Annotated in this window: 8 protein-coding genes; 1 reads left to right on the top strand and 7 read right to left on the bottom strand. The window is 75.0% G+C overall.

Annotated features, from left to right (window positions below; translation table 11 throughout):
• Nucleotides 1-58: 58 nt before the first annotated feature.
• The 6 genes from GA0074696_RS25715 to GA0074696_RS25740 form a co-directional block, all read right to left on the bottom strand.
• Entirely contained in the window at nucleotides 59-3,556 is a 3,498-nt protein-coding gene (locus GA0074696_RS25715) for an ATP-binding cassette domain-containing protein (protein WP_088963460.1), read from the bottom strand.
• A 127-nt stretch (nucleotides 3,557-3,683) separates the two neighbouring features.
• The gene (locus GA0074696_RS25720; protein ID WP_088963461.1) at nucleotides 3,684-4,277 is read right to left on the bottom strand and encodes a TetR/AcrR family transcriptional regulator; all 594 of its coding nucleotides are present in this window, start codon (nucleotides 4,275-4,277) and stop codon (nucleotides 3,684-3,686) included.
• 92 nt (nucleotides 4,278-4,369) lie between these two features.
• Nucleotides 4,370-6,520, bottom strand: a complete 2,151-nt coding sequence (locus tag GA0074696_RS25725) for a YhgE/Pip domain-containing protein (RefSeq protein ID WP_088963462.1) — start codon at nucleotides 6,518-6,520, stop codon at nucleotides 4,370-4,372.
• A 4-nt stretch (nucleotides 6,521-6,524) separates the two neighbouring features.
• Nucleotides 6,525-7,496 (bottom strand): ATP-binding cassette domain-containing protein, encoded by a 972-nt coding sequence (locus GA0074696_RS25730; protein ID WP_088963463.1) that lies wholly within the window; start codon nucleotides 7,494-7,496, stop codon nucleotides 6,525-6,527.
• A 122-nt stretch (nucleotides 7,497-7,618) separates the two neighbouring features.
• Nucleotides 7,619-8,458 (bottom strand): GNAT family N-acetyltransferase, encoded by an 840-nt coding sequence (locus GA0074696_RS25735; RefSeq protein WP_088963464.1) that lies wholly within the window; start codon nucleotides 8,456-8,458, stop codon nucleotides 7,619-7,621.
• A gap of 46 nt (nucleotides 8,459-8,504) precedes the next feature.
• The gene (locus GA0074696_RS25740; RefSeq protein ID WP_088963465.1) at nucleotides 8,505-9,728 is read right to left on the bottom strand and encodes an MFS transporter; all 1,224 of its coding nucleotides are present in this window, start codon (nucleotides 9,726-9,728) and stop codon (nucleotides 8,505-8,507) included.
• A gap of 120 nt (nucleotides 9,729-9,848) precedes the next feature.
• On the opposite strand from GA0074696_RS25740, the gene GA0074696_RS25745 reads away from it, so the two are divergent.
• The gene (locus GA0074696_RS25745) at nucleotides 9,849-10,427 is read left to right on the top strand and encodes a PadR family transcriptional regulator (protein ID WP_088963466.1); all 579 of its coding nucleotides are present in this window, start codon (nucleotides 9,849-9,851) and stop codon (nucleotides 10,425-10,427) included.
• Between the two features lie 144 nt (nucleotides 10,428-10,571).
• On the opposite strand, the gene ispG is transcribed toward GA0074696_RS25745, so the two are convergent.
• The gene (ispG, locus tag GA0074696_RS25750; protein ID WP_088963467.1) at nucleotides 10,572-11,744 is read right to left on the bottom strand and encodes a flavodoxin-dependent (E)-4-hydroxy-3-methylbut-2-enyl-diphosphate synthase; all 1,173 of its coding nucleotides are present in this window, start codon (nucleotides 11,742-11,744) and stop codon (nucleotides 10,572-10,574) included.
• Between the last annotated feature and the right edge of the window lie 9 nt (nucleotides 11,745-11,753).

The following is an 11,753-nucleotide window of genomic DNA, read 5'->3' on the forward strand; positions in this document are numbered from 1 at the left end:
GCTGTCCGCTTCGAGGGACACCGCGACACGCCGCGAACCGTCGATCGACCGGCCGGGGTCAGCCGGCCAGGTGGCCCCAGTCGTCCTCCAGGTCGCGCCACGGGCCCTGCGCGGCGACCGCGCCGTCGAGCAGGACCACCACGTGGTCGGCCCGGACCAGGGCCGCGCGTTTCGAGGTCGAGCCGACCACGGTCACGCCGTGTTCGCGCAGCGCCGCCCAGAGCGCCAGCTCGGTGGTGACGTCCAGCGCCGACGAGACGTCGTCGGCCACCAGCAGCTCGGTACGCGGCGCCAGCGCCCGGGCCAGCGCCAGCCGCTGCAACTGCCCCCCGGAGAGCCGGGTCCCCTTGTGGCCGATGAGCAGCCCGAGCCCACCCCCGGCGGCGGCCAGGTCGTGGTCGAGCTGCGCGGTCGACACCGCCCCGGCCGCGTCCACCTCGTGGCCGAGCGCGATGTTGTCGGCGACCGTGCCGGAGAGCACCCGGGGCAGCTGCCCGACGTACCCCACCTGCTGCGGACGCAGGAACAGCTCCGGCTCGGTCACCGGTTCGCCGTTCCAGCGCAGCGTGCCGATGTGGTGCACGATCCCGGCCAGCGCGCGCAGCAGCGAGGACTTGCCGGAGCCGACCGGCCCGACCACCAGCACCAGCTGCCCGCGGTCGACGGTCAGGTCGACGTCCCGCACGGCCAGGGTGCCGTCGGAGTGCAGCGCCCCGAAGCCGGCCAGCTCCAGCCGGCGCAGCGGACGCCGGGCCGGCGGCACGGGCGCGGGCGCGGTGCCGGCGGCCAGGTCGACCCCGGGAACCGCCGCCGAGTACGTCCCGACCCCGCACATCGCCGCCGTCCGCCGGGTCCAGACCCGCGCCGACGGGTAGTGCGAGACCAGTGACGCGGTGGTCCAGGCGAACCAGCGGGCCGCGCCCAGCGTGGAGACCGCCACCAGGGTCGCCCCGGCGGAGAGCCCACCGGCCAGGTAGAGCGCCCACGCGCCGATCGGCAGCAGGCCGCTGACCAGCGACGGCGTGGAGCGCGCCCACACCTGCGCGGAGATCTCCCGGCGCTGCCGGTCGCTGCGCACGGTGTCCAGGGCGGCGAGGTGGGTCAGCACCGGCCGGGTCGCGCCGGCCAGCTTCACCGTGCGGGCCGCGGAGAGCGCGGAGACCAGCGCGGTGGCGAAGGCCGCCCGCGCCGCCACCGTGCCCCGGGCGGACCGCTCCAGCCGGGGCCCGAACAGCGTCGCCGCCAGCCCGGAGACCACCATCGTCCCGGCGAAGAAGAGCGCCGGTACGAAACTACCGGTCACCGCCGTCATGGTGGCCACGATCGCCAGGGCGATGAACTGGTCCATGAGGTTGTCGGCGAGCTGCACCACCCGCTCGGTGTCACCGCTCTGAGCGACCACCTCCGCCGGGGTGTGCCCGCTGACCCGGCGCGCCCCGGTCTGCCCGTGCACCAGGCGCAGGCTGATCCGCAGCATCTGGCGTACCCACCACTGCGGGAACCACAGGTTCGTGTAGAAGGGCAGCGGCAGGACGACCAGCAGCGCGGCGGCGATGCCGAGCGCGGGCAGCCACGGGCTGCCGCCGTCGACCACGTCCGCCCAGAGCCAGGGCAGCACCGCGCCGTCCAGGCCGAGCAGCGTCATCACGACGAAGATGGCGACCGAGACCAGGCCGTACCTCGGGTCGTTGGTGCCCAGCCGGAGGATCTCCCGCATGGTGCGCGCGGGCGGCAGCGCGGGCAGCGGCGGCGGGTCGGTCTTCGGCACCGCCACGGGGACCGGCCGCTCGACCGGCGCCGGTGCCGACGCCTCCAGCTCCCACGGGTCGCGCGGCCCGGGCAGCAGGTCCACCCCGCCCCGGCCCGCGCCGGCCGGGGCGTACGCGGCGGCGTGGCTGCTGGCCAGCAGCTCGGCGAAGCGTTCCGACTCGCGCAGCGGGCCGGCCTCCAGCACCTCGCCGTCGGCCATCACCACCACCTCGTCGCAGCGGCGCACAGAGGAGAGGCGGTGCGCGATGACGATGCCGATCCGGTCGGTGAGCAGCCGCTCGGTGGCCTGGCGCACCCGGGTCTCGGTGACCGGGTCCAACCGGGCGGTGGCCTCGTCGAGGATCACCACGTGCGGATCGCGGACCAGGATCCGGGCGAACGCCACCAGCTGTTCCTGCCCGGCGGAGAGGACGTGCCCGCCCTCGCCCAGCCGGGTCCGGACGCCGTCGGGCAGCTCGGCGATCCAGCCGGCCAGCCCCAACTCCTCCAGCGCCCGGGTGGCGTCGTCGAGCAGGTCGGGGTCGAAGAGCGCGACGTTCTCGGCCAGCGTCCCGGCCAGGATCTCGGTGCGCTGCGGGACCACGGCGACCCACCGGCGCAACTGCTCGACGTCCAGGTCCACCAGGTCGGTGTCGCCGAGGAAGACGGTGCCGCGCGGCACGTCGACCGCGCGGGTGAGCACCTTGGCCAGCGTCGACTTGCCCGAACCGGTCCGCCCGACCAGGGCGTACGACCGGCCGCGGGCGAAGGTGAGCCGGATGTCGCGCAGCGCCGGCCCCCGCTCACCGTCACCGCTGTTCGGGTAGTGGAAGGTGAGCCCGCGCACGCTCAGGTCGCCCTCCGCCGGGGCCGCCCCGCCCGCCGGCTCCTGCCGGGCGTCGGAGAGCAGTTGCACCCGGGCCCACGCGCCGAGCGCGTACTGCAGGTGGGGCACCCAGCGGGCGATGTGCTCGACGGTGGCCCCGAATGCGATGGCGAGCAGCCAGATCGCGGTCAGCCGGGCGCCGTCGATCCGGCCGGTGGCCAGCGCCCAGGCACCACCGAGCACCACGGCGGCGATGCCGGCCCGGATCGTGCCGGCGGCGATCGTGGTGACCCGGGCGGACATCAGGAACACCCGACGGCACCGGGCCAGCACCTCGGCGGCGCGCCCGGCGTAGAGCCGCAGCACGTACGGCCGGGCCAGGCTGGTCCGCACGTCGTCCTGGCCGTGCACCGCCTCCTCCATCACCGCGGCGAGGTCCGACCAGGCCTCCTCCTCGGCCATCCGGGCCGGGCCGATGCGCGCGGTGGGGCGGCGCAGCAGGACGCCGAGCAGGGCGGTGAGCACGAGCATGCCGACACCGGCCGGCCACCAGACGAACAGGGCGCTGACGGTGGCCAGCAGGCAGACCGCCAGCCCCTGCACGAGCCGTACGCCGGTGTTCCGCAGCTCGGAGGCGACCTGGTAGACGTCGTTGTCGATCCGGTCCAGCAGCTCACCGACCGGGGTGGTCTCCAGAGTGGTCAGGTCCTGCCCGAGCGCCACCCGGCAGAGCCGGCGGCGGACGTCGGCGGACCAGTCGGCGGTGAGCCCGGCCATCAGCAGGCCGATGACGAGATCGCTCAGGACGGCGGCGACCAGCGCCAGCACCAGCAGGGCGAAGAAGGTGGCGGACCGGTGCACCAGGACCGGGCCGGCCAGGGCCGAGGCGGCGGCCTGCCCGGCGGCGCCGAGCACGATCAGGTAGACCACCACCGTCATCCGGCGTGGCGCGGTGGCCCAGAGATCACGGAGCAGGCGCATGGGAGGGTCCCTCCGGACTCGGGATGGTGGTGGCGGTACGTCCCAGCCTGGTCCTCCGGCCGCGACGATTCAACGCAATTACCGCGCCCCCACCCGCGCCCCGACCTGCTCGGGCACCCCCCGGAGGTCAGGTCTGGGCGACCCGCCGGACGATGCCGAGCAGCGCCTCCTGCACGTCCTCGATCGGCCGGTCCGGCTGGAAGACCAGCCAGTCCACGGCCACCACCAGACCGACGCCGAACAGCGCCGACGAGGCGGTCCGCACGTCCAGGTCGGCGGGGAGGTCACCGCCGGCCACCCCGGCCCGAACCGTGTCGGCGATCACCTCGATCGCCTCCCCGCGCAGCAGGCGCAGGGTCTGCTGCCACTCGCGGTTGGTCCGCCACATCTCCGAGAGCAGCAGCTGGGCGAAGGCCCGGTAGCGCCGGATGTACTCCAGCTCGGCGCGGACCAGGGCGGCGAGCGCCTCGCGCGGCGGCAGGCCGGCCACCGCGGCCCGGAAGTCGGCGGTGAGCAGGCCGATGCCGTGCCGCAGCAGCTCCTCGAAGAGGACCGTCTTGGACTCGAAGTTGTAGTAGACGGTGCCCTTGGCCACCCCGGCCCGGGCCGCGATGTCGTCCACCGTGGTGGCGGAGAAGCCCTGCTCGGCGATGAGTTCCACCGCCGCCACGAAGAGACGCTGCCGGGTGTCCTCCCGCCGCCGCGACCGTCCGTCCGTCACTCGCCCTCCCCGTCCGCCCGACCGGCCCGAGGCGGACCGGTGCGAGCCGGGGAGGGGCTGCTCTCGCACCCCCGTCCGGCCCATCAGCATCCTCACATGGTCAGTTCGGGGTGCAGCTTCGCCGGGGTCAGTCGCCGGGACCGGCGCGCCGCGCCGACGGTGGCCACCAGCGCCGCCGCGCCGAAGGCGGCGATGACCAGCGCGCCGGTGACCACCGTCGCCGACGACCCGCCGTTGATGGTGTGCCGCAGCCCCTGCACCACGTACGTCATCGGCAGCCACGGGTGGACGGCCTGGAAGAAGTCGGGCGAGGTCTGCACCGGGTAGGTGCCGCCGGAGGAGGTGAGCTGGAGCATCAGCAGGGCCAGCGAGGCGAGCCGGCCGGCCGGCCCGAGCTGCGCGCCGAGCCACTGCATGATCGCGGTGAACGCCAGCGAGGTCAGCGCGAGCAGCCCGAACGTCGCCGCCGGGTGCTCCGGGTCGAGGCCGAGCACCAGGGTGACCACGGTGAAGAGCACCCCGGCCTGGGCCAGTCCGATCGCCACGGCGGGCAGCCAGCCGGCGAGCGCGACCCGCCAGGCGGACGCGTCGGACATCACGTGCCGCCGGTTCACCGGCCGCAGCAGCATGTACGTGATCATCGCGCCGACCCAGAGCGCCAGCCCGAGGAAGTACGGGGCGAACCCGACGCCGTACGAGCCGGCGGGGTGCTCGGACGTGCGGTCCAGCGACACCGGGTCGCCGAGGACGCCGGCCCGGTCGGCCGCGTCGTCGTACCCGGGGATTTTCTTCTCCCCCGCGGTCAGCCCGCCGGCGAGCTGGCCGGCGCCGCCCTCCAGCTTGGTCAGGCCGGCGGCGAGCCGGTCGCTGCCCCCGCTGAGCCGGGCGAGCCCGCCGTCGAGGTCCCGGGCCCCGGTGGAGAGCCGGAACAGCCCGCCCCGCAGCTGGTCTGCGCCGGTGGCGGCGGTGCCGAGCCCGTCCCGCAGCTCGGCGTTGCCCTTCGCGATCCTGTCGATGGCGTCCGCGAGCCGGTGCACCTTGGCGTTGGCGCCGGCGACGTCGTCGGCGAGATGCGGCGCGGCGGCGGCCACCTCGCGGGCGGCGGCGGCGACCTCCCGCATCTTCTTCTGCAGCGCGGCCAGGTCGGTCCGGTCGATGGTGGCGGCCAGGTCCTCGGCCTCGGCGACGGCCTTGTCGGCGGCGGCGCGGGCGGCGGTGACGGTCGGGTCGTCGGCGAGTTCGGGATGCGCCGCGACGAGCGCGTCGAGGCGGTCGGCGACCTTGCGCGCCTGGGTCAGCACGGTGTCGGCCTGCTCGGGCAGCGTGTCGAGCCCGTCGGCCAGCGCGTCGGCGCCCTCGGCGATGACCGTGGCGGCCGTGCCGATCTCGTCGGCGTTCTCGCGCAGGAACGGCTCGGCCCGGTCCGCGAGGGCGTCCACCTTGTCGGCGGCGGCCCGGGTGGCGGTGGCCGCCTGGGCGCTGCCGTCGGCGAGCTGGGTCGCGCCGGTGCGGAGTTCGTCGAGGCCGGCGGAGAGCTGGTCGGCGCCCTGGGCGCTGCGGTCCAGCCCGGCGGCGAGCTGCCCGGCGCCCGTCTCCGAGCGGTCCAGCCCGTCGGCGAGCTGCCCGGCGCCGTCCTGGGAGGTGCCGAGCCCGTCGGCGAGCTGGCCGGCGCCGTCGGCGGCCTTGCCGGTCTCGGCCTTCAGGTCGGTGAAGCCGACCAGCATCTTGTCGAAGTAGCCGCTGGCGGTGCTCTCCGCGGCGGCGGCCCGGATCTCGCTGAACGCGGAGCGGGCGAGCAGGCCGGAGAGGTAGTTGGTGGCGTCGTCGTTGACCACCCGCAGCTCGCCGCGGCGGGCCGGCTGGTCCGGCTCGGGGCTGGCGACGAGGGTGGCGGAGAAGTCCGCCGGGATGGAGAAGACCAGGTGGTAGCGGCCGCTGCGCAGGCCGGCCGTCGCGTCGTCGGCGTCGGTCACGTGCCAGCCGAAGACCTTGCGGTCGAGCAGCTCCTCGGTGAGGTCCTGGCCGGCGTGCACCACGCTGCCGTCGCCGGCGGTGGCGGGTCGGTCGGCGTTGACCAGCGCCACCGGGATCCGGTCCATGTGCCCGTACGGATCCCAGAAGGCGTAGAGGTACAGGGCGCCGTAGAGCAGCGGGATCACGGTCAGCACGGCGAGTGCGGCGCGCGGCAGCCGGCCCCGGGTCATCCGGCGCAGCTCGAAGCGGGCGAGGCGGAAGACGCTCATCGGTTCACCTCGTGGTCGACGATGTCGGGGGTGGCGGGGGCACTGGCCGGGTCGCCGGCGCCCTCCGGGTCGGCGGGTCGGCGGCGTCCGCCGGGTCGGCGGCGTCCGCCGGGTCGGCGGCGTCCGCCGGGTCGGCGGCGTCCGCCGGGTCGGCGGCGTCCGCCGGGTCGGCGGCGTCCGCCGGGTCGGCGGCGTCCGCCGGGGCGGCCTGGGCGGGGACGGCGACGGTCGGGGGCGGGGCTGGGGCTGGGGCGGTGGCGGCCGGGACGGCGCGCGCCGGGGCGGTGGGGGCCGGGAGGCTCAGGTCGGGCCGGACCGGCAGCGACGGGTCGCCGAGCCGGTGCACGACGGCCCGGGCGCCGGGCTCGACCGCGCGGCCGCTGGCGACCACCGCGTAACCCTGGTCGGCGAGGCGGGCGAGGGCGTCGAAGAGCCAGGCCCGCTCGGGGGCGTCGGAGCCGGCGTCCACGTCGTCGGCGACGATCAGGCTGGGGCCGCTCAGGGTGGCCAGGACAAGGCCGAGGACCTGCCGCTGCTGCGGGGTGAGGTCCCGGCCGCGCACGTCCGGATCGAGGGGTACGTCGGTGAAGCCCGCCCCGGCGATCGCCGCGGCGAAGGCGTCCCGCCGGTAAGCCCGCCGGGCCCGGACGGCGGCCACCGGCACCAGTTGGCGACGGCGGCGCGGGACGGGCCCGAGCAGCAGCAGCCGCTCCTGGATGTGCTCGGCGACGGTGAGCGCGGGGTCGGGCTCGTGCACCCCGGCGACCTGGCCGAGCGCGGCCGGCCCCCGGGTCCGCAGGGTGCCCTCGTTGTGCGGGAAGCGGCCGGCCAGGGCGAGCAGTAGCGAGGTACGCCCGCTGCCGGGCGGCCCGGTGACGACGTGCAGCTCACCCGCCTCGGCGGTCAGGTCGACGTCCCGGTACACCCAGCCCCGCCGGGTGCGCAGACCCAACCCGTACGCCTCGACGATCTTCATCCGCCATCCCGACATGCTTGAACTGACTGGTCAGTATAAAAACATGCTCAGCATAGCGCCGGACGTCCGATTCCTCGACCGGAGCGCGCGTGATCCCCGCCATGGCGGGCGGGCGGGACGGGTCAGAACAGCACGGTGGCGAGGGTGCCGACCGGCTGGAAGCCGCAGCGCTCGTAGACCCGGCGGGCGGGCAGGTTGAAGTCGTTGACGTAGAGGCTGACGGTCGGCGCGACCCGCAGCAGAGCGTCGCGTACCACCGCCGCCATCGCCGCGGTGGCGATCCCCCGCCCGCGCCACTCCGGGGCCACCCAGACCCCCTGGACCTGGGCGGTACGCCGGGTCACCACGGCCAGCTCGGCCTTGAAGACCACCCGGCCGTCGACGAAGCGGGCGTACGCCCGACCGGCCCGCACCAGGTCGGTGACCCGCCGCCGGTAGGCCCGTCCACCGTCCTCGGCCAACGGCGAGACGCCGACCTCCTCGGTGTACATGGCCACCGCCGCCGGGAAGAGCCGGTCGATCTCAGCGGCGCGCACCCGGCGCACCCGCGGGTCGCCGGAGACCGGGGGCAGCGCGTCGGTGGCCAGCAGCGGCTGGTTGGGGCGGACGTCCCGGGCCGGACCCCAGTGGGTGGAGAGCCGGTCCCAGAGGCCGAGCACGGCGTCGGCCCGCCCGACGATCGAGGAGCAGAGGCGCTCCTCGGCGGCGAGCTGCTCGGCGAAGGCGGCGACGGCCGGCTCCGAGGCGAGCACCGGGGTGAGGTTGCCGCCCAACCAGCAGATCGACTCCAGGTTGCGGCGCGCCCCGTACCCCAGGATCCGCCCCTCGGCCCGCCACCAGGCCAGGCCACGGGCGGCGACCCGCTCGGCGACCTGCGCGCCCGCGAACGGGTCGAGGTCGAGCAGCCGCTCGACCGCGCGGCGCTCCGACTCCCCCAGTTGGCGTACCGGCACCGTCAGCACGGCTACCAGCCTGCCAGATGTGAGCGGCCGCTCGCCGGTCGACCGGTCAGACGGTGACAGGTTCGGCCACCGACTCGGCCGGCCGGGTCCGCGCCGCCCACCGCACCACCGGCGGCACCAACGCACCGAGCACCAGGAACAACCCGCCGAGCAGCAGCCAGCCGGGTGCGCCCCAGCCGACCGCGAGACTGGTCACCACCACCGGAGCGACCATCCCGCCGAGCTGCATGCCCATCCCGTACGCCCCCTGGTACTGGCCCTGCGCCCGGGCCGGGGCGAGGCCGAAGGAGATGCCCCAGCCCGCGGCCGCGTGCCACAGCTCGCCGACCACGTGCACGAGCGCCCCGGCCAGCAGCAGCGCCACGGCGACCGGGGTCGGCACGCCGGCGCTGGCGGCGAAGAGCGCGCAGGCCACCGCGATGACCACGCCGGCCCGCCGGGCGGCCCGAGCGGCCCCGGGCAGCTCCTCGGTGCCCCGGGAGGCACGGACCTGGAAGATCACCACCGTCACCGTGTTGACCAGCATGCAGGCCGAGATGAGCCAGTGCGGCGCCGTGGTGTGGTCGGCGATCCACAGCGGCAGGGCGATGTTGAGCAGCCCGAAGTGCATCGACATCAGCCCGTCGAGCACGGTGAAGGCCAGGAAGGGGCGGTCCCGCAGCGCGATCAGCCGTGGCCCGTGCGCGGGCGCCGGCACGGGCGGGACCGGCGCCAGCCGGAGCAGCACCACCGCCGCCAGCAGATAGGTGACGCAGTCGAGCAGGATCAGCGCGACGTACGCGGCGCGGGTGTCGGCGGCGAGCCCGACGCCGGCGACCACGGCGCCGACCGAGATCCCGACGTTGGTGACGGCGCGCAGCCAGGCCCGGGTGCGGACCCGCTGGTCGGCGGGGACGGCTCCGGCGATCAGCGCGCCCCGGGCACCCCGGCTGGCGGCATCGGCGACCGCCATCAGCACGCCGACGACCAGGAACGTCGGGAACGACCGGACGGCCATCAGGGCGGCGGTGAAGACGCCGGAGGCGACCAGCGCGGCGAGCTGGATGCCGCGCGGGCCGTGCCGGTCGGCCAGGTAGCCCATCGGCGTGCTGGCGATCAGGCTGACCAGCGCGGTGACGGTGAGGCCGATGCCGACCTCGCGCACCGAGAGGCCGACCGAGCGGGTGAGGAAGAGGGCGCTGACGGTCAGCCAGGTGCCCCGGCCGACCGTGTTGACCAGGGTGGAGAGGGCGAGGGTCCGGGCCGGACCCGGTTCGGGAAGCAGGCGCACCCCGACACTGTAACAAGACGTACGTACGGTTTGGTGCCCGCCTCGACCAACCCTCTTGTTGCCGACACGTTGCCGATATATCGTCGATACATCAACGACAGTACGAGAAGGGATCGTGGCATGGGATTCCACCAGCACTTCCACGCGATGCACGAGGCCCGTCGACGCGGGTTCGGCTTCCCGCCGGTCCCGCCGGGCCCGCACGGGCACGGCGGCTGGGGTGGGGGCCGGGGCGGCCGGGGTCGCGGCCGCGGGCGCCGGCCGAACGTCCGCGGCGCCGTGCTGGCGCTGCTCATCGAGCGGCCGATGCACGGCTACGAGATGATTCAGGAGATCGACTCCCGCACCGGCGGAGCCTGGCGGCCGAGCCCCGGCTCGATCTACCCGACCCTCCAGCTGCTGGAGGACGAGGGGGTCATCGAGGCGAGCACCGACTCCTCCACCGGTGGACGGAAGCGGTTCGGCCTCACCGAAGCCGGCCGCGAGGAGGCCGCCGCCGCGGCGCAGACCCCGCCCTGGGCGGAGTTCGCCGAGAACACCGTCAGCAGCTGGCACGACATCCGCGACGCCGGCGCGCAGGCGATGAACGCGCTGCGCCAGGTGATGATGACCGGCACCGACGACCAGCGGGAACGCGCCGCCCAGGTCCTCGACGAGACCCGCCGCAAGCTCTACGCCATCCTCGCCGAATCCGACTGACCCCCGCCCCACCCCCGCGGACGCCTCGGGGCCGGCAGATACAGAGAAAGAGTGGCTATTCCTTCCGGAATAGCCACTCTTTCTCTGAAAGTGCAGCCGCGGCGCGTGGGGCGCCGGGGCGTGCGGGGGGGTGGGGGGGGTGGGTCAGTGGACGGTGACGGTGGCGCCGGGGACCAGGTCGCGGAGTTCCTCGGGGATCTCGGCGCCCATCTCGTCGGCGAGGCGGAGCGCCTCCTCGATCAGCGTCTCCACGATCTGCCCCTCGGGCACGGTCTTGATGACCTGGCCCTTGACGAAGATCTGGCCCTTGCCGTTGCCGGAGGCGACGCCGAGGTCGGCCTCGCGGGCCTCGCCCGGGCCGTTCACCACGCAGCCCATGACGGCGACGCGCAGCGGCACCGGCAGCCCCTCCAGGCCGGCGGTGACCTCCTCGGCCAGCTTGTAGACGTCGACCTGGGCCCGGCCGCAGGACGGGCAGGAGACAATCTCCAGGCCCCGCTCGCGCAGGCCCAGCGACTCCAGGATCTGGTTGCCGACCTTGATCTCCTCGACCGGCGGCGCGGAGAGCGAGACCCGGATGGTGTCGCCGATCCCCTCGGCCAGCAGCGCACCGAAGGCGACCGCCGACTTGATGGTGCCCTGGAACGCCGGGCCGGCCTCGGTGACGCCCAGGTGCAGCGGGTAGTCGCACTGCTCGGCGAGCTGCCGGTAGGCCCGGATCATGACCACCGGGTCGTTGTGCTTGACCGAGATCTTGATGTCCCGGAACCCGTGCTCCTCGAAGAGCGAGCACTCCCAGAGCGCCGACTCGACCAGCGCCTCGGCGGTGGCCTTGCCGTACTTGGCGAGCAGCCGCTTGTCCAGCGAGCCGGCGTTCACGCCGATCCGGATCGGCACGCCGGCCGCGCCGGCCGCCTTGGCGATCTCCTTGACCTTGTCGTCGAACTGCCGGATGTTGCCCGGGTTGACGCGGACGGCGGCGCAGCCGGCGTCGATCGCGGCGAAGACGTACTTCGGCTGGAAGTGGATGTCGGCGATGACCGGGATCTGCGACTTGCGCGCGATCGCCGGCAGCGCCTCGACGTCGTCCTGGCTGGGCACGGCGACCCGGACGATCTGGCAGCCGGACGCGGTCAGCTCGGCGATCTGCTGGAGGGTGGCGTTGACGTCGGAGGTGAGGGTGGTGGTCATCGACTGCACCGAGACCGGCGCACCACCACCGACCGGCACGGAGCCGACCATGATCTGGCGGCTGGCCCGACGGGGGGCCAGCGGCGGGGGCGGTACGGCGGGCATACCGAGACTGACAGCGGTCACTTCAGGCAC

This window comes from Micromonospora purpureochromogenes (genome assembly GCF_900091515.1).
GTDB lineage: Bacteria > Actinomycetota > Actinomycetes > Mycobacteriales > Micromonosporaceae > Micromonospora > Micromonospora purpureochromogenes.